General features: G+C 58.9%; 26 protein-coding genes and 1 pseudogene. 8 read left to right on the top strand and 19 right to left on the bottom strand.

Features of this window, described 5'->3' with window-relative positions; translation table 11 throughout:
• The first annotated feature begins 93 nt into the window (after positions 1 to 93).
• Together ACO07D_RS09425 and ACO07D_RS09420 are read left to right on the top strand one after the other, a co-directional pair.
• Positions 94 to 438: a hypothetical protein gene (locus ACO07D_RS09425; RefSeq protein WP_421702686.1), complete on the top strand. Its 345-nt coding sequence runs from the start codon at positions 94 to 96 to the stop codon at positions 436 to 438.
• A gap of 20 nt (positions 439 to 458) precedes the next feature.
• Positions 459 to 2,285 carry a DUF262 domain-containing protein gene (locus ACO07D_RS09420; RefSeq protein ID WP_421702685.1) on the top strand — a complete coding sequence of 609 codons (1,827 nt, stop codon included), beginning with the start codon at positions 459 to 461 and terminating at the stop codon, positions 2,283 to 2,285.
• 614 nt (positions 2,286 to 2,899) lie between these two features.
• Here the strand turns inward: ACO07D_RS09420 and ACO07D_RS09415 are convergent.
• A pseudogene (locus ACO07D_RS09415) lies at positions 2,900 to 3,358 on the bottom strand (ISNCY family transposase); the annotation flags it as partial.
• On the opposite strand from ACO07D_RS09415, the gene ACO07D_RS09410 reads away from it, so the two are divergent.
• The gene (locus ACO07D_RS09410; RefSeq protein ID WP_421702684.1) at positions 3,318 to 3,599 is read left to right on the top strand and encodes a hypothetical protein; all 282 of its coding nucleotides are present in this window, start codon (positions 3,318 to 3,320) and stop codon (positions 3,597 to 3,599) included. The pseudogene ACO07D_RS09415 and the gene ACO07D_RS09410 sit on opposite strands and share 41 nt — an antisense overlap.
• Here ACO07D_RS09410 and rplP read toward each other — a convergent pair.
• Genes rplP through rplB form a run of 5 tightly spaced genes read right to left on the bottom strand, consistent with a single transcriptional unit; the run spans position 3,565 to position 6,210 of the window.
• Entirely contained in the window at positions 3,565 to 3,978 is a 414-nt protein-coding gene (gene rplP, locus ACO07D_RS09405) for a 50S ribosomal protein L16 (RefSeq protein WP_421702683.1), read from the bottom strand. The genes ACO07D_RS09410 and rplP overlap by 35 nt on opposite strands.
• Before the next feature lie 14 nt (positions 3,979 to 3,992).
• Positions 3,993 to 4,700, bottom strand: coding sequence for a 30S ribosomal protein S3 (gene rpsC / locus ACO07D_RS09400; protein ID WP_421702682.1), 708 nt, complete (start codon positions 4,698 to 4,700; stop codon positions 3,993 to 3,995).
• The gene (gene rplV / locus ACO07D_RS09395; protein ID WP_421702681.1) at positions 4,700 to 5,080 is read right to left on the bottom strand and encodes a 50S ribosomal protein L22; all 381 of its coding nucleotides are present in this window, start codon (positions 5,078 to 5,080) and stop codon (positions 4,700 to 4,702) included. Before rplV ends, rpsC begins: the two co-directional genes overlap by 1 nt.
• A 5-nt stretch (positions 5,081 to 5,085) precedes the next feature.
• Positions 5,086 to 5,364 (bottom strand): 30S ribosomal protein S19, encoded by a 279-nt coding sequence (rpsS, locus tag ACO07D_RS09390; RefSeq protein ID WP_421702680.1) that lies wholly within the window; start codon positions 5,362 to 5,364, stop codon positions 5,086 to 5,088.
• Positions 5,365 to 5,367: 3 nt separating this feature from the next.
• Positions 5,368 to 6,210, bottom strand: a complete 843-nt coding sequence (gene rplB, locus ACO07D_RS09385; RefSeq protein ID WP_421702679.1) for a 50S ribosomal protein L2 — start codon at positions 6,208 to 6,210, stop codon at positions 5,368 to 5,370.
• A gap of 378 nt (positions 6,211 to 6,588) precedes the next feature.
• On the opposite strand from rplB, the gene ACO07D_RS09380 reads away from it, so the two are divergent.
• Positions 6,589 to 6,981 (top strand): hypothetical protein, encoded by a 393-nt coding sequence (locus tag ACO07D_RS09380; protein ID WP_421702678.1) that lies wholly within the window; start codon positions 6,589 to 6,591, stop codon positions 6,979 to 6,981.
• A gap of 18 nt (positions 6,982 to 6,999) precedes the next feature.
• Here ACO07D_RS09380 and ACO07D_RS09375 read toward each other — a convergent pair whose 3' ends face one another.
• The 7 genes from ACO07D_RS09375 to rpsJ all read right to left on the bottom strand — a co-directional run bounded on the left by ACO07D_RS09375 (position 7,000) and on the right by rpsJ (position 10,921).
• Positions 7,000 to 7,335, bottom strand: coding sequence for a zinc ribbon domain-containing protein YjdM (locus tag ACO07D_RS09375; RefSeq protein ID WP_421702677.1), 336 nt, complete (start codon positions 7,333 to 7,335; stop codon positions 7,000 to 7,002).
• Between the two features lie 111 nt (positions 7,336 to 7,446).
• Entirely contained in the window at positions 7,447 to 7,926 is a 480-nt protein-coding gene (locus ACO07D_RS09370; protein WP_421702676.1) for a hypothetical protein, read from the bottom strand.
• Between the two features lie 4 nt (positions 7,927 to 7,930).
• Complete coding sequence (locus tag ACO07D_RS09365; protein WP_421702675.1) at positions 7,931 to 8,845, bottom strand: hypothetical protein; 915 nt, start codon at positions 8,843 to 8,845, stop codon at positions 7,931 to 7,933.
• 121 nt (positions 8,846 to 8,966) lie between these two features.
• Positions 8,967 to 9,263 (bottom strand): 50S ribosomal protein L23, encoded by a 297-nt coding sequence (locus ACO07D_RS09360; protein WP_300518891.1) that lies wholly within the window; start codon positions 9,261 to 9,263, stop codon positions 8,967 to 8,969.
• Positions 9,260 to 9,877 carry a 50S ribosomal protein L4 gene (gene rplD / locus ACO07D_RS09355; protein ID WP_421702674.1) on the bottom strand — a complete coding sequence of 206 codons (618 nt, stop codon included), beginning with the start codon at positions 9,875 to 9,877 and terminating at the stop codon, positions 9,260 to 9,262. The genes ACO07D_RS09360 and rplD overlap by 4 nt, the downstream gene beginning before the upstream one ends.
• Positions 9,874 to 10,599 carry a 50S ribosomal protein L3 gene (rplC, locus tag ACO07D_RS09350; RefSeq protein WP_421702673.1) on the bottom strand — a complete coding sequence of 242 codons (726 nt, stop codon included), beginning with the start codon at positions 10,597 to 10,599 and terminating at the stop codon, positions 9,874 to 9,876. The genes rplD and rplC overlap by 4 nt, the downstream gene beginning before the upstream one ends.
• A gap of 13 nt (positions 10,600 to 10,612) precedes the next feature.
• On the bottom strand, positions 10,613 to 10,921 hold the full coding sequence (gene rpsJ, locus ACO07D_RS09345; RefSeq protein ID WP_421702672.1) for a 30S ribosomal protein S10: 309 nt from the start codon (positions 10,919 to 10,921) through the stop codon (positions 10,613 to 10,615).
• Between the two features lie 231 nt (positions 10,922 to 11,152).
• Here rpsJ and ACO07D_RS09340 point away from each other — a divergent pair, with 231 nt between their 5' ends.
• Positions 11,153 to 11,659, top strand: coding sequence for a hypothetical protein (locus ACO07D_RS09340; RefSeq protein WP_421702671.1), 507 nt, complete (start codon positions 11,153 to 11,155; stop codon positions 11,657 to 11,659).
• 344 nt (positions 11,660 to 12,003) lie between these two features.
• Here ACO07D_RS09340 and tuf read toward each other — a convergent pair whose 3' ends face one another.
• The 4 genes from tuf to rpsL are packed head-to-tail and all read right to left on the bottom strand — an operon-like array spanning position 12,004 to position 16,229.
• Positions 12,004 to 13,179 carry an elongation factor Tu gene (tuf, locus tag ACO07D_RS09335; protein WP_421702648.1) on the bottom strand — a complete coding sequence of 392 codons (1,176 nt, stop codon included), beginning with the start codon at positions 13,177 to 13,179 and terminating at the stop codon, positions 12,004 to 12,006.
• 59 nt (positions 13,180 to 13,238) lie between these two features.
• Positions 13,239 to 15,356, bottom strand: a complete 2,118-nt coding sequence (gene fusA / locus ACO07D_RS09330; protein ID WP_421702670.1) for an elongation factor G — start codon at positions 15,354 to 15,356, stop codon at positions 13,239 to 13,241.
• Positions 15,357 to 15,374: 18 nt separating this feature from the next.
• Positions 15,375 to 15,845 (bottom strand): 30S ribosomal protein S7, encoded by a 471-nt coding sequence (gene rpsG / locus ACO07D_RS09325; RefSeq protein ID WP_300515396.1) that lies wholly within the window; start codon positions 15,843 to 15,845, stop codon positions 15,375 to 15,377.
• A gap of 12 nt (positions 15,846 to 15,857) precedes the next feature.
• Positions 15,858 to 16,229 (bottom strand): 30S ribosomal protein S12, encoded by a 372-nt coding sequence (rpsL, locus tag ACO07D_RS09320; RefSeq protein WP_222492150.1) that lies wholly within the window; start codon positions 16,227 to 16,229, stop codon positions 15,858 to 15,860.
• A gap of 353 nt (positions 16,230 to 16,582) precedes the next feature.
• Here rpsL and ACO07D_RS09315 point away from each other — a divergent pair, with 353 nt between their 5' ends.
• On the top strand, positions 16,583 to 17,623 hold the full coding sequence (locus ACO07D_RS09315) for a glycosyltransferase family 2 protein (protein WP_421702669.1): 1,041 nt from the start codon (positions 16,583 to 16,585) through the stop codon (positions 17,621 to 17,623).
• On the opposite strand, the gene ACO07D_RS09310 is transcribed toward ACO07D_RS09315, so the two are convergent.
• The gene (locus ACO07D_RS09310) at positions 17,565 to 18,467 is read right to left on the bottom strand and encodes a DMT family transporter (protein WP_421702668.1); all 903 of its coding nucleotides are present in this window, start codon (positions 18,465 to 18,467) and stop codon (positions 17,565 to 17,567) included. The genes ACO07D_RS09315 and ACO07D_RS09310 overlap by 59 nt on opposite strands.
• 88 nt (positions 18,468 to 18,555) lie before the next feature.
• Between ACO07D_RS09310 and ACO07D_RS09305 the strand changes: the two genes are divergently transcribed.
• Positions 18,556 to 19,635 carry a hypothetical protein gene (locus tag ACO07D_RS09305; RefSeq protein WP_421702667.1) on the top strand — a complete coding sequence of 360 codons (1,080 nt, stop codon included), beginning with the start codon at positions 18,556 to 18,558 and terminating at the stop codon, positions 19,633 to 19,635.
• A 64-nt stretch (positions 19,636 to 19,699) separates the two neighbouring features.
• A complete protein-coding gene (locus ACO07D_RS09300) occupies positions 19,700 to 19,936 on the top strand; it encodes a hypothetical protein (protein WP_421702666.1) in 237 nt (78 codons plus the stop codon).
• Positions 19,937 to 20,007: 71 nt separating this feature from the next.
• Here the strand turns inward: ACO07D_RS09300 and rpoC are convergent, their stop codons facing one another.
• Positions 20,008 to 24,279 carry a DNA-directed RNA polymerase subunit beta' gene (rpoC, locus tag ACO07D_RS09295; protein WP_421702665.1) on the bottom strand — a complete coding sequence of 1,424 codons (4,272 nt, stop codon included), beginning with the start codon at positions 24,277 to 24,279 and terminating at the stop codon, positions 20,008 to 20,010.
• Positions 24,280 to 24,294: the final 15 nt, after the last annotated feature.

Raw genomic sequence — 24,294 nt, 5'->3', positions numbered from 1 at the left:
TCAAACACCCCTCGGGATGACGATAGGGGTCGCGATTTCTTGCTGTTCGATGCATTCTATGCGTGCCTTATGGTTGGCACATGTACTTCCAGAATGGGTCGTGAAGACGATTTGGAAGGAAGCACCTTCTTTCCGGGTGGCTACCCAGAAGTATTTCGCGAATCCAAAGAGTTCATCGCGGGTCTCGTCGTAGAAGCTGAGCTACGACGACTGGACACAGAGCACTATTCCAGCCGAGATTTTGAGCGAGAGATTGCAAAACTGCTCGATGTGAACTCGCCAACTCGGCTGAGTGAAACTGCTGGGATGGACAAGGCAAACCTGTATGCAGCGGGCGGTTTTGATTATCTTGAAGAGCACCTCCAACCAAAACCCACTAGTGTGCAAGATTTCCTCCTACGATTCCACGAAATGTGGAGTCGGCGAGTGCCAGCTTGACGACAAAATCGGCGGATTAAATGCAGGATTCTCTCAACCTTCGTTCGGCACAAACAACGGTTTCCTCTTTTCTCGGAGGCTTCTGCACCTTGGCGGTGCCACATTTTCAGCGAGACTATGCTTGGGACAAAGCCGCAGTATCTCTTTTTTTGGGAGATGTTGACCAATGCAGAAGGAAACGGGTTACAGCAGCACCCAGACCTCACTTTCTTGGAGCAATTGTAACATCGCCAGGAGAGATTCCCGGCACTTCTCGCCCACATCAAATCGTCATTGATGGACAACAACGCCTTGCAACTGTTTATATGTTCCTCTGTGCGTTAAGGACCAAATATCAAGAGACTGCTGAAAACGCGGCGGCCCTCGGCGATGCGCAAGAGTTTGCAGACTTTTTCGCTGCAAGAGCTGAAAACCTGATTCATACATTCGAACGAACCAGTGATATCGAGTTCAAGTCACAGAAGTCGATCCGAAAGCTTCTGCTCAACAAAGTGGACGATCCATATTTCGAGCGCCTATTAACGGGACAAGACCGTGAAGCATCAAGGGTTTCACATGATAGGCTAGAGCAGGCAAACGCTGCAATCGTAGAGTATCTGCAAAGCCTTTTTGAGCGGGCTCAGGACAATCAAGACGCCCATAGAATTCTGGAAACACTATATGCGGTTTTCCTGAATGATCTCATCATTGTTCATTTATCCGCTGGATCCAGTAGCCAAGCGAACCACATCTACAGAGTACTGAACAGCCGGGGTGTGCCTGTATCCAACTGTGACCTTCTAAGAGCGTCTACACTGGAATTTGCGTCGCCCAGACTGGGTAGTGGTGAAGTCGGGTCGATGGAACAGGCTTGGGATAATGTCCTGTCAGGCGGAAACCTGAAACCTGATGAAGCCCTTGAAGCTGCGTTTACATCTCGAACAGGGATACACCGGAAGCGACACCAGCCTGTCGACCAGATAGAAGAAGTCCTGTTTTCAAGCGTTCAGAGCGACGAAAAAGCGACGGAAGGTGAAGCCAAGGGGATCTTGCAAGCTGTTCAACAACTAGAGCAAGACGTGGTTGCCATTCAAAAGATCGCTGGTGGGGAAATTTGTGTTGCGGAACACCCAAGTTTCACTCCGGTTTTTAAATCGCGCTTTGAAGCTATCACCAAGGTCCTTCGTCAAGAATATTGCTTTCCTATGCTTCATGCCGCGTCCGTGCTAAGCCCCGGCAACTTTGTGCAGGTCGCCGACCTCGTTGAGCGTTTTGCGTTTCGACATGGTGTGGTAGTCAAAGCACCTATCTATCCAGTCAGCGCAATATTCGAGAAACATATCCAAATAATACGGGAAACGCCCGATCAGTTTAGTGTCGGTGATCTTAGGAACGACCTAGCGACCGTAGTCTCTGATTTTGCTGGAGACGATGTCTTTCGAGAGCGACTCAATGCATTGGAGTACGGACAAGATAATAACAAAGCCATTCGCTATGGACTTGTCATGATGGAGCTCATGAAACGCTGGTTTGACGATGGTGCCCAGGGGAAACCTGTGTGTCGGGATCCTACGCGCGTTGTGGATTTTAACACAGTTACGCTAGAGCACATAGAGGCACAAAACGCAGCTAACATGGACCCTAAGCTCAGGCCTTTCATAAACTCAATCGGCAACTTGACCATAATGAGCCAAGGAGAGAACGATGCCGTAGCCAATAGAGAGTTTGCAGCAAAGCGAGCAGCGTTTGCGCAATCGGACCTAGCGATAAATAGGGATATTTCACAGAACGAAACTTGGGATATCAACAGTTTTCAAGATCGCCGTGGCGATGTCGTGGCAAAATTGTTTAGGATCTTTCAGATCTAGCAAGCATCAAACCTATGTTGATTTGCGCACAAAGTAGAGAGCGCCGAGGCGCACACTTGCGGCGGCACAGAAACGTGACGGGCACAAGGCAAGCAAAGACACTAAACATCAGATGGTAAAAAACTCAACGGTTCAGGTTGCATTCATGACCAAAGATTTACTGCTTGAATTCTTATGCGATAGAATGTCAATGACTGATGTTTATCAGCCAGTTGTCCTTAAAGAACTACTACTCAACAAAGGGGTACGGACAAAAGCACAACTGGCGACGGCCTTGGCAGGTTATGACATTTCTGTCCAAGAGTATTACGAACGGATCGTAATGCGGTGGCCAAAATCCACTCTGACAAAGCATGGCATGGTGGAGTATGAGCGTAAGGGCTCGAAGTTTCGGCTCGTAACCTATCCAACGAACCAACAAGCTCTAGACCGAGCATTGGCCATTTGCGACGAAAAAATCATAGACTGGATCGAGAAGAAAAAGACGCGAGAAAGGGCACCAGAAGCAGGTGCGTCGGTCCGCTATGAAATACTAAGGTTGGCGGGTGGAAAGTGCCAACTATGCGGGATCTCTTCTCAGGTTCGCCCGATTGATATTGACCATATTGTTCCCCGCTCAGCCGATCCGGTGCGACGTTCAACGCACGATGTAAATTATCCGGACGGGCAGCTGGCTTGGCGAACCTGTCGTTATAGCGCTCCATGAAGCGAGGGAGGAAGGCATTTGCGGCCTTCATGTCCGAGATGCCTGCGATGCGCAGCTCTTTGACCAGGCGATCCTGTAATGTCCGGTTCGCACGTTCCACGCGGCCCTTGGCCTGGCTGGTATTGGCGCAGAGAATCTCGATCTGCAGTTCTGCCAGAGCACGTCCGAACTGGGTCATGCCGGTCATGTGCTCGCTGGGTTTTGGCACGCGAAAGACCGTGTGTTTGTCGCTGTAGAACGCAACGGGGCGGCCATGCGTCGTCAGATAGCGCTCCAATGCTTCGAAATAGCTGAAGGTGCTCTCTGACCTGACGAAGCGCAGTTCCATGAGCGTGCTGGTGGCATCGTCGATGAAGACGAGCAGGGTAAGCGATCACACCTCGGAACTTGAAAAAGCACAAAGCGCGTTTGGAGAACTTCACACAGTCCATAACTTCTCTCTAGAGCTCGCTTTCGTGAATTTTTTGGAAAAGATGAAGGCACTAGGGCCTGAACTTGAAACAAAACTTGGCAAAAACCCATTCCCTGACGACGACACCGCACTGGCCAGAAAACGCATTCGCGTTTTCGACCTTACCAGTCCTCGCGGACCACGATGCGCGATTTGATCGGCAGCTTCATCGCGGCCAGGCGCAGGGCCTCGCGGGCGACGTCGTCGTTCACACCGTCGATTTCGAACATCACGCGACCGGGCTTGACCTTGCAGGCCCAATAGTCGACCGAACCCTTACCTTTACCCATACGGACTTCGGTGGGTTTCGAGGTCACGGGGGTGTCCGGGAAGATCCGGATCCAAACGCGACCTTGACGTTTCATGTGACGGGTCATTGCACGACGGGCAGCTTCGATCTGACGCGCGGTGACGCGCTCGGGCTGCAGGGCTTTCAGACCATAGGACCCGAAGTTCAGGTCCGATCCACCCTTGGCCAGACCCTTGATCCGGCCCTTGTGCATCTTGCGGAATTTAGTGCGCTTCGGTTGCAGCATCTGTCATGCCTCCCTTAACGACGGCCGCCGGCGCCACGGGGCGCGGGACCTTCTTGGAGCTCAGCCTGACGACGGTCACGCGCGGCGGGATCATGTTCCATGATCTCACCTTTGAAGATCCAGACCTTGATGCCGATGATACCATAGGCGGTCAGAGCTTCCTTGTGCGAGTGATCGATGTCGGCGCGCAGGGTGTGCAGGGGCACACGACCTTCGCGGGTCCATTCGGTACGGGCGATCTCGGCACCACCCAGACGACCGGCGCAGTTGATCCGGATACCCAGGGCACCCATGCGCATGGCGTTCTGAGCCGCACGTTTCATCGCACGACGGAAACCGACACGACGTTCCAGCTGCTGAGCGATCGATTCCGCGACCAGGGCAGCGTCCAGTTCCGGCTTGCGGACTTCGACGATGTTCAGGTGCAGTTCCGAGTCGGTGATCTTGGCAATCTTCTTGCGCAGGACTTCGATGTCCGCGCCTTTCTTGCCGATGATCACGCCGGGACGGGCGGTGTGGATCGTGACGCGGCACTTCTTGTGCGGACGTTCGATGATCACACGGCTGATGCCGGCCTGCTTGCATTCGTCATGAATGAAGTCGCGAATTTTCAGGTCTTCCAGCAGAAGGTCCCCGTAATCCTTGGTGTCGGCGTACCAGCGGCTGTCCCAGGTGCGGTTCACCTGCAGGCGCATGCCAATCGGATTTACTTTGTTACCCATTAGGCTTGCTCCTCAACTTGACGCACCTTGATGGTGAGTTCCGAGAACGGCTTGATGATCTTGCCGAACCGGCCACGAGCGCGCGGACGACCGCGTTTCATGGTCAGGTTCTTGCCCACATAAGCCTCGGCCACGATCAGCTCGTCGACGTCCAGGTTATGGTTGTTTTCGGCGTTGGCGATGGCGGACTGAAGGCATTTCTTCACGTCCTGCGCGATCCGCTTGTTCGAGAAGGTCAGATCGTTCAGAGCGGTCTCGACCTTCTTGCCACGGATCATGCCAGCGACCAGGTTCAGTTTCTGCGGGGACGTGCGAAGCATGCGGGTTTTCGCCATTGCTTCGTTGTCGGCCACGCGGCGGGGATTTTTCGTCTTACCCATGGCTCTTACTTCCGCTTCGCTTTCTTGTCGGCAGCGTGCCCGTAGTAGGTACGGGTCGGCGAGTACTCACCGAATTTCTGACCGATCATTTCCTCGGTGACGTTCACGGGGATGTGCTTTTTCCCGTTGTAAACGCCGAAGGTCAGGCCCACGAACTGGGGCAGAATGGTCGAACGACGCGACCAGATCTTGATGACCTCGTTTTTGCCCGACTCGCGGACTTTCTCAGCCTTCTTGAGGACGTAAGCGTCAACAAAAGGGCCTTTCCAGACAGAACGTGCCATATCTTACCGGCCCTTCTTCTTGGCGTGACGCGAGCGGATGATCAGCTTCGACGACGCCTTGTTCTTGTTGCGGGTGCGCGCACCCTTGGTCGGCTTGCCCCACGGGGTCACCGGGTGACGACCACCCGAGGTCCGACCTTCACCACCACCATGGGGGTGATCGACCGGGTTCATGACCACACCACGCACCGAAGGACGGATGCCCTTGTGGCGGTTGCGGCCGGCTTTACCGAGGTTCTGGTTCGAGTTGTCGGGGTTCGACACGGCACCAACGGTGGCCATGCATTCCTGACGCACCATGCGCAGTTCACCCGAGCTCAGGCGGATCTGGGCGTAGCCACCGTCACGACCAACGAACTGGGCGTAGGTGCCAGCGGCACGGGCGATCTGGCCGCCTTTACCGGGCTTCAGCTCGATGTTGTGAATGATGGTGCCGATCGGCATGCCCGAGAAGGGCATCGCGTTGCCGGGCTTGATGTCGGCCTTTTCCGAGGCGACGACGGTGTCACCGACGGCCAGGCGCTGCGGGGCCAGGATATAGGCCTGCTCGCCGTCTTCGTACTTGACCAGTGCGATGAAGGCGGTGCGGTTGGGGTCGTATTCGATCCGTTCCACGGTGGCTGCGACATCAAACTTGTTCCGTTTGAAATCGACGATACGATAGAGACGCTTCGCCCCGCCGCCGCGGCGGCGCATCGTGATCCGTCCGGTGTTGTTCCGGCCGCCCGATTTGGTCAGACCCTGGGTAAGGGATTTGACCGGACGTCCTTTATACAGCTCCGAACGGTCGATCAGAACCAGCCCACGCTGGCCCGGCGTCGTCGGTTTGTACGACTTGAGTGCCATGCTTTCTGTCTTCCGTTGTAGCGAGCGGACCACCGAGTTTTCCCGGCATCCCCGCCCTATGTTAAGCCCCCTGCAGGTTCGCAGGTGACCAGAGTATAGGCCCCCGAAGGTGCCCGAATTCCAAAACGTCACAGGCCCCGGAACGAATCCGGGGCCAAGCGACTGGCGGGATGTAACAGGGATGGGGGGGCGTGTCTATAGGAACTGTCCTATTTCCTTGGCGCTGGACGCAGGCTCAGGAGTGATGCCCCTTCCCCGGATCGCTCCAATTTTCCATATCCTTTCCACAAAACCGCCTTAGTTCCAGAGCAGGCTGAGGGTCATGCCCAGTGGTGGGGCGCATTTTTGGTACGTTCTCAAGTTTGGGAGGGACGAAACATGGAATACGGACGCCTTCAGCCAATCAAGGGCGTGTCCGGTCGCGAGTCGACGGCTTTTACGAAGAGGACCATCAAGGAGCTTCTGGAAGAGGAAGCCGCAGCCATGGTCGCGGGTGAGGATCCGACTGTCGCCCCCACCGATCTGCCCGAAGAGCCCAGCTCAGAACCCGTGCGCCCGACCGCTCCCCCGGCGGCGGACCCGGAGAAAACCCAATCCCCGTCCGCGCTGGCAAGCTCCTGGCTGCGGCAACCGCCGCACCTGCAAGACACTGGGCAGGACAGCTCGTCAGACCGCCCGAAGGACTATGCCCCGAAAGCCGACGCCGTTCAGCCGGAGGCCGCGCCCTCCGAGAAGCCCAAATCCTTCCTGCGCCGCCTGATCGGCGGCTGAACGGGCGGGTATCCGGGCCTAGACCTTCTTCACGAACTGCGACTTCAGACCCATCTTGCCGATCCCCGGGATCTTGCAGTCGATGTCGTGGTCGCCATCGACCAGGCGGATGCCGCGCACCTTGGTACCGACCTTGACCGTGGAGGACGAGCCCTTGACCTTCAGGTCCTTGATCACGGTCACGGTATCCCCATCCGCCAGCAGATTACCCACACTGTCGCGTATCTCAGGCCCGGTGTCGCCCGCGTCCTGGGCAGACCACTCATGCCCACATTCGGGACAGACCAAGAGCGCGTCCATCTCATAGGTAAAGGCGGAGGCACAGGCGGGGCAAGGCGGCAGGGTATCGGTCATGGAGGAGCTATAGCGCCAGGGTGGGTCGGATGCCAGCGCCCTGCAAAGGTCTTCGAACCGCGATATGGGGCTTTCCAAAAAACCGTTTGCCAAAACACTTTGACGCTAGTCTTATCCCAAGGATCGTCGCTGCTTGGAAATCTCCCGAAGCATTAGAGGAAGCCTTGCAGATAGACAGAACGCCAGAATGCCAACAAAAGCTGCCCCGCTGGCAAGAATTTTGGTCCCCATTGCATCAAAACAAACTACCTCTGCGGAGATCTGCCATTTGAAAATCAGCGATAGTCCCAAAGATATCAGGTAAACCCAAAACAGAAGAAGTTGCCCATCGGCAAATGCATCATCATCCTGTTTGACGAGCTTCGTCATTCTCGCTGCTTCATCACAATCTTTCGCCTCTCTGTCTGTCACTGAGAAAGGTGAACTCAATACGGCAATAACCGCCAGCGAAACACCGATCAGGATTGACACGACTGTAGCAAGCAGATCAACGACACCCGAAAAACGCGCGGGGTCCGAAAAAGCAGAAAAGCCAGCGGTTGCCGCCAGCGCAAACGAAGTGGGGAGCCACAATAGTGAAACCATCCTCATTGCGCTACGCACCTAGCGATCCGTCATTTCTCAGTTTTTCATACCAGTTCGCAAGTTCCATTTTAGCACGCTCAAACGAAAAACTGTTAGCGTGCCTGGGTAGCCGAACAGATTGTGTCTTCTTAAGCATCGAGTTTGACACCGTTGTCTTGTCTTCCAGCACGATTTTGAAGCTCTCAGAGGACCCAGCAATCATCAGTTCCTTTCCAATGTCGGTGAGCCATTGGTCCTTCTGCACTTCGTCTTTCTTAAATCTGCCCCGCTTCAGAACCATGCGGCCAATTGCATTAGCGCGCTTTCGGAGCACTTGTTTCTGGGAAGGTAGCCCAAAGATCATTCGCATAACCCTCGTTCCAGCCTGCTGCCCGGTTGAGATATCTAGGCTCTCCATGAAAGACGTGATTGAGAAATCAACTTCCCTGACGCCGACCTCTTGAATTCTTTCCAACGTGGTCGCGTCTGGAACATCCGCGATTCTCATCCTGACATCTTGGCCCAGCACATCCGCCTTGTGAGCCAATTGTAGCACGCTTCCAGCAAGAGTTCCATGTTTGTTCTTCAGATTGCACGCTACGATGTGATCCCGAACAACATATAGTACCATCTCGTCCTTGAGAAAATCTTGCCGGTTGGGATGAAAAAACTCTTCTACCGCCGCACTGTTGTCGGTTGTATCTAGATTGATTACGCCGATGGCCCCTTGTTCAAACTCCAATGCGCGAACAAACACCCCTTCGCCACTTCGAGCCTCCTCAAAGCTGGCGAAAAGCTGATTTGATAATAGGTCAAGTTCTACGATCCGGTCTTGAGCTTTGGGAAGTTTGAGAAAAGCACTTCGTAGCGTGTTCTCAAGAGTTCCATTGAAGCCTTCGTTGAAATAGGCACGCTGCAACGACAGCGTTTTTGTTCTGAATGACATGCCGCTCTACTCTTGGTGGTACATCTTATTGCGCACACTCTGACAACGAGAGATACCAGTCAAACAGAAAAGCCCCCCGGTTCACACCGAGGGGCTTCTCAAATTCACCTGACGGGTCTGATTACAGACCGGTCGAGACGTCGATCGTGTTGCCCTCTTCCAGGGTCACGTAGGCCTTTTTCACGTCTTTCCGCTTGCCCATCTGGCCGCGGAAGCGCTTGACCTTGCCTTTGGTGATGGTCGTGTTCACGGCCTTCACCTTGACGCCGAACAGGGTTTCCACAGCTTCTTTGATCTGCGGTTTGTTGGCGTCGATGGCGACTTCGAAGACGACCGCACCGTTTTCCGACGCCATGGTCGATTTTTCGGTGATGATCGGCTTGCGGATCACGTCGTAGAGTTCAGCTTTCGCGCTCATTTCAGTCGAGCCTCCAGAGCTTCGACACCCGCCTTCGTGATCACCAGGGTGTCACGCTTCAGGATGTCATACACGTTGGCGCCCATGGTCGGCAGGATGTCCAGGCCTTCGATGTTCTTCGCGGCACGCGCGAAGTTCTCGTTCACCTCGGCACCGTCGATGATCAGCGCGCGCTTCCAGCCCAGGTCCTTGACCTGCTTGGCCAGGGCCGAGGTCTTGCCTTCGGAGGACGCGTCTTCGATCACCACCAGTTCGCCCGCTTTCAGCTTGGCGGACAGGGCGTGTTTCAGACCCAGCTTGCGGAATTTCTTCGGCAGGTCGTGGGCGTGGCTGCGCGGGGTCGGGCCCTTGTAGATACCACCTTTACGGAAGATCGGCGCGTTGCGGTCGCCGTGACGAGCGCCACCGGTGCCCTTCTGGCGATAGATCTTCTTGGTCGAGTAGGAGGTTTCCGAGCGGGTCTTGACCTTGTGGGTGCCGGCCTGGGCGCGGTTGCGCTGCCAGCGGACCACACGGTGCAGGATATCGGCGCGCGGCTCCAGGCCGAACAGGGCCTCGTCCAGGTCAACCGAACCGGCCTTGCCGCCGTCGAGTTTGATTACGTCGAGTTTCATTCTTCACCACCTTCCGCGGGGGCCTCTTCGGCCGGGGCTTCAGTAGCAGCCGATTTCAGAGCGGCCGGGAACGGAACGTTCTCGGGCAGCTTCTTCTTCACGGCGTCTTTCACGGTGACCCAGCCACCCTTGGAGCCCGGGACAGCGCCCTTGATGAACACCAGGCCACGATCGGCGTCGGTCTTCACGACTTCCAGGTTCTGGGTGGTAACACGGGCAGCACCCATGTGACCGGCCATCTTCTTGCCCTTGAACACGCGGCCCGGTTCCTGACACTGACCGGTCGAACCGTGCGAACGGTGGCTGATCGACACACCGTGCGTGGCGCGCAGACCACCGAAGTTGTGGCGCTTCATGGCACCGGCGAAACCCTTACCGATCGAGGTACCGGTCACGTCAACCTTCTGGCCGTCAACGAAGTGCTCGGCCGAGAACTCGGCGCCGACTTCAACCAGGTTGTCTTCGGAGACGCGGAACTCGACCAGCTTGCGCTTGGGCTCGACCTTGGCAGCAGCAAAGTGGCCACGCATGGCTTGCGAGGTGCGTTTGGCCTTGGCGGTGCCGGCGCCCAGCTGAACGGCGGTATACCCGTCGCGCTCAGTAGTGCGGTTGTCGACAACCTGCAGACCTTCGAGGGAAAGAACGGTCACAGGGATCTGCTTGCCGTCTTCCATGAACAGGCGGGTCATGCCCACCTTCTTGGCGATGATACCGGAGCGCATCTGGATACCCTCCTTACACCGAAATCTGGACGTCGACGCCGGCGGCCAGGTCGAGCTTCATCAGCGCGTCCACGGTCTGCGGGGTCGGATCCACGATGTCGAGCAGACGCTTGTGCGTGCGGATCTCGAACTGATCGCGGGATTTCTTGTCGACGTGAGGACCACGGAGAACCGTGAACTTCTCGATCTTGTTGGGCAGCGGAATCGGTCCGCGCACCTGGGCACCCGTGCGTTTGGCGGTGTTGACAATCTCTTGCGTGGAGGCATCCAGCACGCGATAGTCAAACGCCTTCAGACGGATACGAATGTTTTGGCCTTGCATAGCATTCGCCCTTTCAGGCTTGGTGTTGATAGGACGACGGGTGGCTCATTCCACCCGCCCTCGTCGAACCCAAAAAGCGGGACCGAATCCCGCCCTGGCTTCTATCGCAGAAGCGAACTCGCGCGATATAGAGGGGTTTGGGGGGTGTGGCAAGGAGTTTTGTATAGGCCGAGTTGTTTAACGGACTCAAAACTGCAAAGCTCAAGTTCAAAGATATGCAGGATCAAATTGTTGTTCGGTCTATTCAAAAAGAAGCAAAGCAAGTTGCACCCGCTTGAATTCTTTCAAGCCCATCACGCCGTTGATGCTCCCTACCTTCAGGACATCAAGGGTAGGCGTACAACCGACGCCTCCGTTCAAGCAGAAATTGAACGTATGGTAGATCTCGCTTGCTCTGGCGCACATATAGCAAAGGCTCAGCAAGTCCTCTCTGGGCGCTCGATAGAGCTCTACAACAAGTTCGAAGTCGGATACGTCTTCGGCTGTTTGGATGTTTACAAGACGTTTGTGTGGGGCGTCACTGACTTCAACCGGTCATTTTTTCACTGCGGTTTCTTGAGTTTCTTTGGATCTATGGAGCTTGCAAACGAAGCCATGGTTAGTCTCGGAGTATTCTTGGTCGAGGAGGACCAAGGCTTCTTGAAAGGCGCTACCGTCGGCAAGAAAGACGCCATCGCTTTTGTGAATGATGGAACGCATCCCTCCGGTCTATTTCTTAACACCGCCGATCAGGAATGAAGTCTTCTTTTCTAGCCACCATAGTGCGGCAGAAGGAATGTGTCTTGGAGCCGCGCAGCGGCGACGCGCCCGACCCTCCCCACGGGAGGGCGCTTTTCTGAGGTTGCGGCGTACACCGGCGTATCGGTTGGGGCGGGTCGGTTGCCAAGAATGACGGTTGTGGGAGCGCCCACCCAGGGTCGGGCGCGTCTCCGCTGCTGGTGTTGTGCCTTACTCAAAGCAAAAGGGGCCGCCTGTTGGCAGCCCCTTTCGTATTATCTTCACCGGGGTGGTTCTCGGGAGCTTTCAAGCGAGCTTGAAAGCCCCTGTCGCCTGGCCAGAACTTTCGTGCCGAAAGTTCGACCTTACTCAATGATTTTGGAAACCACGCCCGAACCGACGGTGCGGCCGCCTTCGCGGATGGCGAAGCGCAGTTTTTCTTCCATCGCGATCGGGGCGATCAGTTCGACGTCGAACTTCAGGTTGTCGCCCGGCATCACCATCTCGGTGCCTTCCGGCAGGGTCACGGTGCCGGTCACGTCGGTGGTGCGGAAGTAGAACTGCGGACGGTAGTTCGCGAAGAACGGGGTGTGACGACCGCCTTCTTCCTTGGTCAGGATGTAGACCTCGGCTTCGAACTTGGTGTGCGGGTTCACGGAACCCGGCTTGCACAGCACCTGGCCGCGCTCGACCGAGTCGCGATCCACACCACGCAGCAGCGCGCCGATGTTGTCGCCGGCTTCACCGCGATCCAGCAGCTTGCGGAACATTTCCACGCCGGTGCAGGTGGTCTTCGAAGTGTCCTTGATGCCGACGATTTCGATCTCGTCGCCAACATTGATCACGCCACGTTCGACACGACCGGTCACAACGGTGCCGCGGCCCGAGATCGAGAACACGTCTTCGATCGGCATCAGGAAGTCGCCGTCCACGGCGCGTTCCGGCTGCGGGATGTAGCTGTCAACAGCCGCCATCAGCTCCTTGATCTTCTCTTCGCCGATCTCCGGGTTGTTGCCTTCCATGGCAGCCAGGGCCGAACCCGCGATGATCGGAATATCGTCGCCCGGGAATTCGTACTCGGACAGCAGCTCGCGGACTTCCATTTCCACCAGCTCCAGCAGCTCTTCGTCGTCGACCTGGTCAACCTTGTTCATGAAGACGACCATGGCCGGGATGCCGACCTGACGACCCAGAAGGATGTGCTCGCGGGTCTGCGGCATCGGGCCGTCAGCAGCGTTCACAACCAGGATCGCGCCGTCCATCTGGGCAGCACCGGTGATCATGTTCTTCACGTAGTCGGCGTGGCCGGGGCAGTCGACGTGGGCGTAGTGACGCGCCTCGGTCTCGTATTCCACGTGCGCGGTCGAGATCGTGATGCCGCGAGCCTTCTCTTCCGGCGCGCCGTCAATCTGGTCATAGGCCTTGAAGTCACCGAAATACTTGGTGATCGCAGCGGTCAGGGTCGTCTTGCCGTGGTCAACGTGACCAATCGTGCCGATGTTGCAGTGCGGTTTGCCGCGTTCAAACTTTTCCTTAGCCATGATGGCCTCCTTTTAAGTCAGGTCCGGGCGAGGCGTTCCCCCCCGCCCGGAAATTTCGATCAGGCGTATTTGGCCTGGATTTCTTCCGACAGGTTCTGCGGAACCGGGTCGTAATGCGAGAACTGCATCGTGAACTGCGCGCGGCCCGAGGACATCGAACGCAGGGTGTTGATGTAGCCGAACATGTTGGCCAGCGGCACGTTCGCGTCGATCGCGATGGCGTTGCCGCGGGGCTCCTGGCCGGATACCTGGCCACGACGCGAGGTCAGGTCGCCGATGATACCGCCGGTGTATTCTTCCGGGGTGATCACTTCGACCTTCATGATCGGTTCCAGCAGTTTGGCGCCAGCCAGACGCATGCCTTCACGCATGGCCATACGGGCAGCGATTTCAAACGCCAGGACCGAGCTATCCACATCGTGGAACTTGCCGTCGACCAGGGCGACCTTGAAGTCGATGACCGGGAAGCCGGCCAGCGGACCGGAGTCCATGACCGACTGGATGCCTTTTTCGACGCCGGGGATGTATTCCTTCGGCACCGCACCACCGACGATGCGGCTCTCGAACGAGTAACCTTCGCCAGCTTCGGTGGGCATGATTTCCAGCTTGACCTCGGCGTACTGACCCGAACCACCCGACTGTTTCTTGTGGGTGTAGGTGTGCTCGATCGACTTCGAGATGGTCTCGCGATAGGCAACCTGCGGGGCACCGATGTTGGCCTCGACCTTGAATTCGCGCTTCAGGCGGTCGACCAGGATGTCCAGGTGAAGTTCGCCCATGCCCTTCATGATGGTCTGACCCGACTCGAGGTCGGTTTCGACGCGGAAGGACGGGTCTTCGGCGGCCAGACGGCCCAGACCCTGCGACATCTTCTCCTGGTCGGCCTTGGTCTTCGGCTCGACCGCGATCTCGATCACCGGATCGGGGAAGGTCATGGTTTCCAGGACAACCGGTTCGCCGGTGGAGCACAGGGTGTCCCCGGTGGTGGTGTCCTTCAGACCGGCCAGCGCGATGATGTCGCCCGCGAACGCTTCGGTGATTTCCTCACGATCGTTCGAGTGCATCATCATCATACGACCAACGCGCTCTTTCTTGCCCTTGGTCGAGTTCAGCAGGGTGTCGCCCTTGTTCAGGGTGCCCGAGTAGATGCGGGTAAAGGTCAGCGAACCGACGAAGGGGTCGTTCATGATCTTGAACGCCAGAGCCGAGAAAGCCATCTGATCGTCCGCGCGGCGGGCGATGTTACGCTCTTCGGTTTCGTCACCCGGCTTGAAGCCCATGTAATCGACAACGTCCAGCGGGCTGGGCAGGTAGTCGATCACGGCGTTCAGCAGCGGCTGCACACCTTTGTTCTTGAAGGCCGAACCGCCCAGAACCGGAACGAAGTCCAGCGCCAGGGTGCCCTTGCGCAGCAGGGCGCGCAGGGTCGGCACGTCGGGCTCGTTGCCTTCCAGGTAGGCTTCCATCGCGTCGTCGTCTTGCTCGACGGCGGCTTCGATCATCTTCTCGCGCCACTCGTTGGCCATGTCCGACAGGCTGTCGCGGATCGGAGCCTTGATCCACGAAGCGCCAAGGTCTTCACCCTGCCACAGCCATTCTTCCATGTTCACCAGGTCGATCAGACCTTCCAACTCGGTTTCGGCACCGATCGGAATACCAACCGGAACGGCGCGGGCGCCGGTGCGGTCTTCGATCATGTTGACGCAGTTGAAGAAGTCGGCGCCGATCTTGTCCATCTTGTTGACGAACACCATGCGCGGAACCTTGTAGCGGTCAGCCTGACGCCACACGGTTTCGGTCTGGGGTTCAACACCGGCGTTGGCGTCCAGCACGCAGACGGCACCGTCGAGCACGGCCAGCGAACGTTCGACTTCGATGGTGAAGTCCACGTGGCCGGGGGTGTCGATGATGTTCATGCGGTGCTTGGGCGTCTGGGCGGTTTCACCGTCTTCGGTGCGTTCCCAGAAGGTGGTGGTCGCAGCCGAGGTGATGGTGATGCCGCGTTCCTGCTCCTGCTCCATCCAGTCCATGGTGGCCGCACCATCGTGCACCTCACCAATGTTGTGGGACTTGCCGGTGTAGTACAGGATACGCTCCGAACAGGTGGTCTTGCCGGCATCAATGTGCGCCATGATGCCGAAGTTGCGGTAGAGTTCCAGCGGATATTCGCGTGCCATTGGTCTAGGTCCTCTAGCTTACCAACGATAATGGCTGAAGGCTTTGTTCGCCTCGGCCATCTTGTGGGTGTCTTCGCGTTTCTTGACCGCAGTGCCGCGCGACTGAACAGCGTCCAGAAGCTCGCCGGCCAGGCGCTCTTCCATGGTGTTCTCGTTGCGGCCGCGCGAGGCGGTGATCAGCCAGCGGATGGCCAGGGCTTCGCGGCGCTCGGGGCGCACTTCGACGGGAACCTGGTAGGTGGCACCACCCACACGGCGCGAACGAACTTCGACCGAGGGTTTGATGTTGTCCAGGGCTTCGTGGAACACCTCGACCGGCGCGCGCTTGATCTTGCTTTCGATGCGATCCAGGGCGTTGTAGACGATCTTTTCCGCGACCGACTTCTTGCCGTCGATCATCAGGTTGTTCATGAATTTGCTCAGCACGCGATCGCCATATTTGGCGTCGGGCAGGATTTCGCGCTTCTCGGCAGCGTGACGACGGGACATATCTGTATCCTCTTACTTGGGGCGCTTGGCGCCGTATTTCGAGCGACGCTGCTTACGGTCTTTGACGCCCTGGGTATCCAGAACACCGCGCAGGATGTGGTAACGGACACCCGGAAGGTCTTTCACACGGCCGCCACGGATCAGAACCACCGAGTGCTCCTGAAGGTTGTGGCTTTCACCGGGGATGTACGAAATCACCTCGTAGCCGTTGGTCAGGCGGACCTTGGCCACTTTACGCATGGCCGAGTTCGGCTTCTTCGGCGTGGTGGTGTAAACGCGGGTGCAAACACCGCGCTTCTGGGGGCAGTTCTCCAGGTGCTGCGACTTGGAGCGTTTCACTTTGGGCTGACGCGGCTTGCGGATCAGCTGCTGAATGGTGGGCATTTGGTTCTTTTCCCGTTTCTCAACACATGTGTCTGCGTGGGTGTCCCCGCGCGGTTTCATTTCCTTCACCTTGCGCGTCCGCAAAGCGAAAATCCGCGACCGTTTCCGTTCCGAGGCAAACGACGCGGTTGGTTCACAGAGGATCGGCGCTTCAAAGTAGCCCCGACCTTGATCCCTCAATTCTGGCAGGCCGGGGATTTCACCCGGCTGGATGGGCGCGCTATACGGGCTTTGCGCCCTTGTGTCAACAGGGCCATCCCTGCCCCCTCTCCCGCCTTGATTGAGCCTGGGCGCCCTCTTAGGGTGGCGGCGTAACAGCTGGGTGACACAGCCGAATTTGGAAAGGGGCCGTCGTGCAGGGCAGCCTGGCCTATACCACGGTGCGAAACGAGGGGCCATTCCTGCTGGAATGGATCGCCTGGCAGAAGATGCTGGGCTTTGAACGCATCCTGATTCTGTTCAACGATTGCACCGATCATTCGCCGCAACTGCTGCGTCTGCTGGAACGTGCGGGCGAGATCGCCTGCAAGCGCCATTTCCCGGACCGCGAGGGCCTGCCCCCGCAACCCTCGGCCCTGAAAGCCTGCCGTAACCACCCGTTCGTCAAGGACTGCGAGTGGATGTTCAACTGCGATGTCGACGAATACCTCGTTATTCACAAGGGTGACGGCACGATTGGCGCTCTGCTGAACAACGGTGACGTGCCCTTCGTCGGCCTATCAGTCCACTGGCGCATCTTCGGGTCGAACGGCATTCGCGCGTGGGAAGACGGGTTCGTGCACCGGCGCTTTGCCCGCTCGGCGCCCAGTGACGCGCCGCAGAACAACTGCGTGAAGACCTTCCTGCGCCAGCCCCTGCGCTTCGGCAAGTTGCGCACCCACACGCCGCGCTTCTGGCAAGGTGAAGGCGCCTGGAACGAGGACGACAACCACCTGGTCCTGTCGGACGGGCGGGTCTGGGGCGACTTCGACCCGGACACCAACCTCTTGAACGGCACCGCGCAGGAACTGGTCACCCATAAGGTTGCCGAGCTGAACCACTATATCCTGCAGACCTGGGAACAGTACGAACACAAGCGCGGACGACCCTCGGCGGCGGAAGGGTTGGATCGCTATACAGAACGGTTCTTCAAGCGATTCGACCACAATTCCACGCCGAATGACACGGTCACCGCCTATGCTGATCGGTTCGACGCGGAATATGCCCGGCTCTGCGCCATCCCGGGGGTGATGCGCCTGCACCACCTATGCTGCGCCGACTACGTTGAGGAGATGCGTGCAAAACGCGGGCGAGACCCCCGCGACGACCCACGCTGGCAGCACCACCGGGCCGAGGCTAAGCGGCTTTCGACGCCTTCCGCCTCTGCGCCAACTGACGTTCGCGAAACAGGGTAAACAGCCCCATCGCCACGACAACCCCGGCCCCCGCCAAGGTCAGCGCATCCGGCCAGTCGCCGAAGAACAGCCAGCCCAGCACCAGCGCCCAGAGCAGACCGGTGTAGCGGAAGGGCGCGACAAAGCCGATCTCGCCCACCCGCATCACCGCGACCGAGGCCAGGTAGCCGCCCAGGATGAACAGCGCCGCGAGCAGGAGGATTGCGCCCTCGCGCAGCCCGATCGGCGCCCAGACCTCGGTCATCGAGGCCACACCACCGGCCAGGCAGATGCCGATGGCGGCAATCAGGGACACGGTCAGCGACGGTGTGTCCCGGGACAGACGCCGCGCCGCCAGGTCGCGCATGGTGATGAAGGCGACGGCGACCAAAGCATAGAGGCTCCAGACCGTGAACCCGTCGCCGCCCGGTTGCACGATCAGCATCACGCCGACGAACCCGGCCAGGATCGCGCCCAGGCGCCGCCAGCCCAGCGGCTCGCCCAGGAACAGGGCGGCGGCCAGGGCCACGGTCAGGGGCAGCGCCTGCAGGATGGCGGTGACATTGGCGATCGGCATGTTGAACAGCGCCACCAGAAAGCAATAGGTCGCCCCCAGCTCGCCCAGGGTGCGCACCGCGATCAGGCCCCAGTCCCGGCGCGGAAGATCAAATCGCAACGCCCCCAGGTGGCGCGCCAGCAGGTAGATGAAGAGCGAGGCGAAGATGCCGCGCAGGAACACCGCCTGAAACAGCGGCACCTGGCCCGCCAGCGCCTTCATGCAGATATCGTTGAACGTATAGCCCGCCATCGAGGCGGTCATCAGCGCGGCGCCGCGCATGTTCGACTGGCTGTGATCAGTGCTCATCGGCAAGTTGTCGGCAGGATCGGCGGAAATTGCAATGGGTCTTGCAATGTTCATGGCACATTCACCATGGGCGCGATAAACCTTCCCCATGACCGAGTTGATCCTGCATATCGGACACCCCAAGACCGGCACGACCGCATTGCAGCGCGGCTACCTGCGTCAGCGCCGCGAACTGGCGGCCAAAGGGGTGCTGTACCCGTATCTGAACAAGGAAAGCGACCGGCATACGACGCTGGTCCCCGCCCTGATCGGCAAGGAGCTGGTGACGGGCGATGTCGCCTTCTACCCGCATTGGCCCGGCGGTAACGTGATGGGCCAGTCGCTGCATATCTGGCAGGACGTCCAGGCACAGATCGCGGAACACCAACCCAACAAGGTGGTGCTGAGTGGCGAGGGATTCTTTCAACTGCGCCGACGCTGGCAGATGGAAGCGATGTGCGAACGTCTATCTGCCGTGTTCGACAAGATCACCGTGGTCGCCTATCTGCGCAGCCCGCAGAGCCGCCATTTGAGCTCGTATCAACAGGGGCTGAAAACGGCCGGAAACCGCGCCTTCCTGCCGTCCCAGCCCTACATGCCCGTCGTGTCGGTCTGGTCGCGCTTCGGCCCCGGCCCACTGGACCTGCATATCTTCGACCGCAAGGCGCTGATCAGCGGCGATGTGGTCGAGGATTTCGCCACCCGTTACACGCCCGAGGTTCTGGACGAGATCCGCGCGCGTCCCAATCGGGAGCTGAACACCAGCCTCTCGGCCGAGGCCATGGCGGTGCTGGAGACCCATATTCACCGGGTGGACGAGCTGACCGGCGCCGAACGCCGCGCCGCCTGGCAACCGCTGCGCGAGATCATGCTGCAGCTGGATCAAAGCGTGCCGGGCTTCACCCGCCCCCGATTGACGGTGGAGGCCAGCCTGAAGATACAACGCCGGTCGCTGGACATCCGCTGGCTGCAAACCGATCACGGCATTACCTTCGAGGATGTCGACTACGGCGTCGTCTCGACCGAAGAGACCGAAGACAGATGGCGTCCCACGATCGCCGAGCTCTGCACGGTGGATGCGGCCCGGCGCAACGCCCTGGCCGAGGCACTGGAACAGGAACTGGCCCGCCCCACCGTGCGCTCGGCCAACTGGGTCACCCGCGTCTTGCGCCGGATGGTGCGGGGTTGATCGCTTTACGTTTCGGTAGATCTGCTCTTGTTGACTGGCCCGGCGATCCGTTCATATTTGCGGTATGAAATGGGTGAGCCTGACCTTTGGCATCGTGTCGTTTCTTGCCGGATGGGCAACCGTCCAGATTGGCAAGGGTGTGGCTTTCACCCATGGGAATTTCACGGTTTGGAATGACGCCTTCCTAGACGGCTACAACAGCTGCTGCCTCTTGACGGACCTGCGAACAGCGACGCCTTTCTTCCTTCTCGGAACCGGCCTGATCGCCTTCTCACTCTGGCGTTTCTTAGCTCGGAGATAGTAGGCAACGCCTGCCCCAAACGAAAAAGCCCCACCTTTCGGCGGGGCTTTCCAATTTCAGATCAGAGCCGATCAGGGCTGTTCGTCACCGGACATTTCCGGCGTGTCGACCAGACCGAAATCATCCTCCTCGGCCACGTCGTCACCGAACACGTCATTGGCCGTTTCCGTCGGCGCGGCCAGGGCGGCGGCGGCTTCGGCTTCGGCGCGGGCCTGTTCGATCACCACGTTGTCGCGCTTCTGCGCGATGGCGCGCACGCGCTGGGTGGCGCCGCCGGTGCCGGCGGGGATCAGGCGACCCACGATGACGTTTTCCTTCAGGCCGACCAGCTTGTCGCGCTTGCCCTGAACCGAAGCTTCGGTCAGCACGCGGGTGGTCTCCTGGAAGGAGGCCGCCGAGATGAAGCTGCGGGTTTGCAGCGACGCCTTGGTAATGCCCAGAAGGATCGGCTCGCCCGAGGCCAGACGACGGCCTTCGCTTGCTGCCTTCTCGTTCGCGGCGTCGAACTCGGCCTTGTCCACATGCTCGCCCTTGAGCAGCGTGGTCTCGCCCGAATCCTGGATCTCCCACTTCTGCAGCATCTGGCGAACGATCACCTCGATGTGCTTGTCGTTGATCTTCACGCCCTGCAGACGATAGACGTCCTGGACTTCGTCGATCATGTAATCCGCCAGCGCCTCGACACCCATGATGGACAGGATGTCATGCGGCGCGGGGTTGCCGTCCATGATGTAGTCGCCCTTCTGAACGAAGTCGCCCTCGGCCACCGGGATGTGCTTGCCCTTGGGCACCATGTATTCCACGGTCTCCATGGTCTCATCCGCGGGTTCGATCGCGATGCGGCGCTTGTTCTTGTAGTCGCGGCCAAAGCGCACGTAACCATCGATTTCGGCGATGATCGCGTGATCCTTCGGACGGCGCGCTTCGAACAGTTCGGCCACACGCGGCAGACCACCGGTGATGTCCTTGGTCTTGGCGCCTTCACGCGGGATACGCGCGACAACGTCACCGGCTTTCACCGACTGACCATCTTCCACAGACAGAATGGCGTCCACCGACATCGGATAGGTCACCGGGTTGCCCGCATCGTTGCGGACCGGTTCGCCATCTTCGCCGACCAGGATGATCTCCGGCTTCAGCTCGTTGCCCTTGGGCGCGGAACGCCAGTCGGTCACGATCTTCTGGGTCATGCCGGTCGCATCGTCGGTCTCGTCGCGCACCGAAATGCCCGAGATCAGGTCGACGAACTTGGCCGTCGCGCTCTTCTCGGCGATGATCGGCAGGGTATAGGGGTCCCATTCGAACAGCTTGTCGCCGCGCGCGATGGAGGCCCCGTCCTTGACGTGCACCTTCGAGCCATAGCCGACCTTGTAGGCCGAGCGCTCTTCGCCGTTGTCGTCCATAATCGCCAGGACCATGTTGCGGCCCATGACCACCTGGTCGCCGTCGCGGTTTTCCAGCAGCGCGGCATTGCGGAATTCCACGCGGCCTTCCTGCGCCGCTTCCTGGAACGACTGCTGACCACCCTGGGCAATACCGCCGATGTGGAAGGTCCGCATCGTCAGCTGGGTGCCGGGTTCACCGATCGACTGCGCCGCGATGATGCCGACGGCCTCGCCGACGTTCACCTGCGTACCGCGGGCCAGGTCGCGACCGTAGCACTGAGCGCAGACGCCTTCCTCGGCCTCACAGGTCAGCGGGCTACGCATGCGGATCGTCGCAATGCCAGCCGCCTCAACGGCATCGGCCTTGCGTTCGTCGATCAGCTCGTTCTTGGCGACGATGACTTCACCGGTGTTCGGATCCACCACGTCCTCGGCCGCGACACGACCCAGGATGCGTTCGGCCAGCGAGGCAACGACTTCACCGTCGTTCACGGCGGCTTCGGCCGTGATCGAGTTCTCGGTGCCGCAGTCACGTTCGCGCACGATGCAGTCCTGCGCCACGTCGACCAGACGACGGGTCAGGTAACCCGAGTTCGCGGTCTTCAGCGCGGTATCGGCCAGACCCTTACGGGCGCCGTGGGTGGAGTTGAAGTACTCCAACACGGTCAGGCCTTCCTTGAAGTTCGAGATGATCGGCGTCTCGATGATCTCACCGGACGGCTTGGCCATCAGGCCGCGCATCCCGCCCAGCTGCTTCATCTGCGCCGGCGAACCACGCGCACCGGAGTGCGACATCATGTAGACCGAGTTGGGCTCCATTTCCGCACCGGTGTCGTCTTTGCGCATGGCCGAGATTTCGCCCATCATCGCATCGGCGACCTGGTCCGAACATTTCGACCAGGCATCAACCACCTTGTTGTACTTTTCACCGGTGGTGATCAGGCCGTCCATGTACTGCTGTTCGTACTCCTTGACCTGCTCGCGCACGCCATCGACGATGGTCCATTTCTCGTCCGGGATGACCATGTCATCCTTGCCGAAGGAGATACCGGCCTTGAAGGCTTCCTTGAAGCCCATCGACATGATCTGGTCACAGAAGATGACCGATTCCTTCTGACCACAGTAGCGGTAGACGGTGTCGATGACCTGCTGCACTTCTTTCTTGCGCAGCAGGCGGTTGACCAGGTCGAACGGCGCCTTGGCGTTCATCGGCAGAAGCGCGCCCAGGCGGATACGGCCGGGGGTGGTGTCGAAGCGCTGATAGACTTCGTTGCCTTCCTCGTCGATCTGCTTGATGCGGGCCTTGACCTTGGCATGCAGGTGCACTTCGCCCGAGTCCAGCGCGTGCTGAACCTCGTCGACATCGGCAAAGACCATGCCTTCGCCCTTCATGCCTTCGCGTTCCATGGTGATGTAGTAGAGACCAAGGATCATGTCCTGCGAGGGAACGATGATCGGCGCGCCGTTCGCGGGCGACAGCACGTTGTTGGTCGACATCATCAACACGCGCGCTTCCAGCTGGGCTTCCAGCGAGAGCGGCACGTGAACAGCCATCTGGTCACCGTCGAAGTCGGCGTTGAAGGCCGAACACACGAGCGGGTGCAGCTGGATGGCCTTGCCTTCGATCAGCGTGGGTTCGAACGCCTGGATGCCCAGACGGTGCAGGGTCGGCGCGCGGTTCAGCATGACCGGGTGTTCGCGGATCACCTCGTCGAGGATATCCCAAACCTCCGGACGCTCCTTCTCCACCAGCTTCTTGGCCTGTTTCACGGTGCTCGAAAGCCCCTTGGCTTCAAGACGCGAGTAGATGAAGGGCTTGAACAGCTCCAGCGCCATCTTCTTCGGCAGACCACATTGGTGCAGCTTCAGCTCCGGACCGGTCACGATGACCGAACGGCCCGAGAAGTCGACGCGCTTGCCCAAGAGGTTCTGACGGAAGCGGCCCTGCTTGCCTTTCAGCATGTCGGACAGCGATTTCAGCGGACGCTTGTTGGCGCCGGTGATCACGCGGCCGCGACGGCCGTTGTCGAACAGAGCATCCACCGATTCCTGCAGCATGCGCTTTTCGTTACGCACGATGATGTCGGGCGCACGCAGTTCGATCAGACGCTTCAGACGGTTGTTCCGGTTGATCACGCGGCGATACAGATCGTTCAGATCCGAGGTCGCGAAACGGCCACCGTCCAGAGGCACCAGCGGGCGCAGCTCGGGCGGGATGACCGGGATCACGGTCAGGATCATCCATTCCGGGCGGTTGCCCGATTCAATGAACGATTCAACGATCTTCAGACGCTTGATGATCTTCTTCGGCTTCAGCTCGCCGGTGGCCTCGGCCAGGTCGGCGCGCAGCTGTTCGGCTTCGGCCTCCAGGTCGATCGCCGACAGCATTTCGCGGATCGCTTCGGCGCCGATATTGGCGGTGAAAGCGTCCATGCCGAAGGTGTCCTGGGCGTCCATGTACTCTTCTTCGGTCATCAGCTGACCGTAGGTGAGGTCGGTCAGGCCCGGCTCGATCACCACGTAGTTTTCAAAGTACAGGATGCGCTCCAGATCGCGCAGGGTCATGTCCAGCATCAGGCCGATGCGCGAGGGCAGCGACTTGAGGAACCAGATATGCGCCACCGGCGCGGCCAGTTCGATGTGGCCCATGCGTTCGCGGCGCACCTTTTGCAGCGTCACCTCGACACCACATTTCTCGCAGACAACGCCGCGATACTTCATGCGCTTGTACTTGCCGCAGAGGCATTCGTAATCCTTGATCGGGCCAAAGATACGGGCACAGAACAGACCGTCGCGCTCGGGCTTGAAGGTCCGGTAGTTGATGGTCTCGGGCTTCTTGATCTCGCCATAGGACCACGAGAGGATCCGTTCCGGGCTGGCCAGCGACACCTTGATCTCGTCAAAGACCTTCGGCGGGGTCAGCGGGTTGAACGGGTTGGTCGTCAGTTCCTGGTTCATTTTGCGTTCCTTACG

The sequence above is a fragment of the Aliiroseovarius sp. genome (genome assembly GCF_965228805.1).
Taxonomy (GTDB): Bacteria; Pseudomonadota; Alphaproteobacteria; order Rhodobacterales; family Rhodobacteraceae; genus JASBTN01.
This window is presented reverse-complemented; position numbering and strand designations above follow the sequence as displayed.

Bases quoted from the DNA above. Each gene is read 5' to 3' on its own strand.
- ACO07D_RS09425 (WP_421702686.1), top strand. From the start codon at position 94: ATGGGTCGTGAAGACGATTTGGAAGGAAGCACCTTCTTTCCGGGTGGC.
- ACO07D_RS09420 (WP_421702685.1), top strand. From the start codon at position 459: ATGCAGGATTCTCTCAACCTTCGTTCGGCACAAACAACGGTTTCCTCT.
- ACO07D_RS09410 (WP_421702684.1), top strand. From the start codon at position 3,318: ATGAGCGTGCTGGTGGCATCGTCGATGAAGACGAGCAGGGTAAGCGAT.
- rplP (WP_421702683.1), bottom strand. From the start codon at position 3,978: ATGCTGCAACCGAAGCGCACTAAATTCCGCAAGATGCACAAGGGCCGG.
- rpsC (WP_421702682.1), bottom strand. From the start codon at position 4,700: ATGGGTAACAAAGTAAATCCGATTGGCATGCGCCTGCAGGTGAACCGC.
- rplV (WP_421702681.1), bottom strand. From the start codon at position 5,080: ATGGGTAAGACGAAAAATCCCCGCCGCGTGGCCGACAACGAAGCAATG.
- rpsS (WP_421702680.1), bottom strand. From the start codon at position 5,364: ATGGCACGTTCTGTCTGGAAAGGCCCTTTTGTTGACGCTTACGTCCTC.
- rplB (WP_421702679.1), bottom strand. From the start codon at position 6,210: ATGGCACTCAAGTCGTACAAACCGACGACGCCGGGCCAGCGTGGGCTG.
- ACO07D_RS09380 (WP_421702678.1), top strand. From the start codon at position 6,589: ATGGAATACGGACGCCTTCAGCCAATCAAGGGCGTGTCCGGTCGCGAG.
- ACO07D_RS09375 (WP_421702677.1), bottom strand. From the start codon at position 7,335: ATGACCGATACCCTGCCGCCTTGCCCCGCCTGTGCCTCCGCCTTTACC.
- ACO07D_RS09370 (WP_421702676.1), bottom strand. From the start codon at position 7,926: ATGAGGATGGTTTCACTATTGTGGCTCCCCACTTCGTTTGCGCTGGCG.
- ACO07D_RS09365 (WP_421702675.1), bottom strand. From the start codon at position 8,845: ATGTCATTCAGAACAAAAACGCTGTCGTTGCAGCGTGCCTATTTCAAC.
- ACO07D_RS09360 (WP_300518891.1), bottom strand. From the start codon at position 9,263: ATGAGCGCGAAAGCTGAACTCTACGACGTGATCCGCAAGCCGATCATC.
- rplD (WP_421702674.1), bottom strand. From the start codon at position 9,877: ATGAAACTCGACGTAATCAAACTCGACGGCGGCAAGGCCGGTTCGGTT.
- rplC (WP_421702673.1), bottom strand. From the start codon at position 10,599: ATGCGCTCCGGTATCATCGCCAAGAAGGTGGGCATGACCCGCCTGTTC.
- rpsJ (WP_421702672.1), bottom strand. From the start codon at position 10,921: ATGCAAGGCCAAAACATTCGTATCCGTCTGAAGGCGTTTGACTATCGC.
- tuf (WP_421702648.1), bottom strand. From the start codon at position 13,179: ATGGCTAAGGAAAAGTTTGAACGCGGCAAACCGCACTGCAACATCGGC.
- fusA (WP_421702670.1), bottom strand. From the start codon at position 15,356: ATGGCACGCGAATATCCGCTGGAACTCTACCGCAACTTCGGCATCATG.
- rpsG (WP_300515396.1), bottom strand. From the start codon at position 15,845: ATGTCCCGTCGTCACGCTGCCGAGAAGCGCGAAATCCTGCCCGACGCC.
- rpsL (WP_222492150.1), bottom strand. From the start codon at position 16,229: ATGCCCACCATTCAGCAGCTGATCCGCAAGCCGCGTCAGCCCAAAGTG.
- ACO07D_RS09310 (WP_421702668.1), bottom strand. From the start codon at position 18,467: ATGAGCACTGATCACAGCCAGTCGAACATGCGCGGCGCCGCGCTGATG.
- ACO07D_RS09305 (WP_421702667.1), top strand. From the start codon at position 18,556: ATGACCGAGTTGATCCTGCATATCGGACACCCCAAGACCGGCACGACC.
- ACO07D_RS09300 (WP_421702666.1), top strand. From the start codon at position 19,700: ATGAAATGGGTGAGCCTGACCTTTGGCATCGTGTCGTTTCTTGCCGGA.
- rpoC (WP_421702665.1), bottom strand. From the start codon at position 24,279: ATGAACCAGGAACTGACGACCAACCCGTTCAACCCGCTGACCCCGCCG.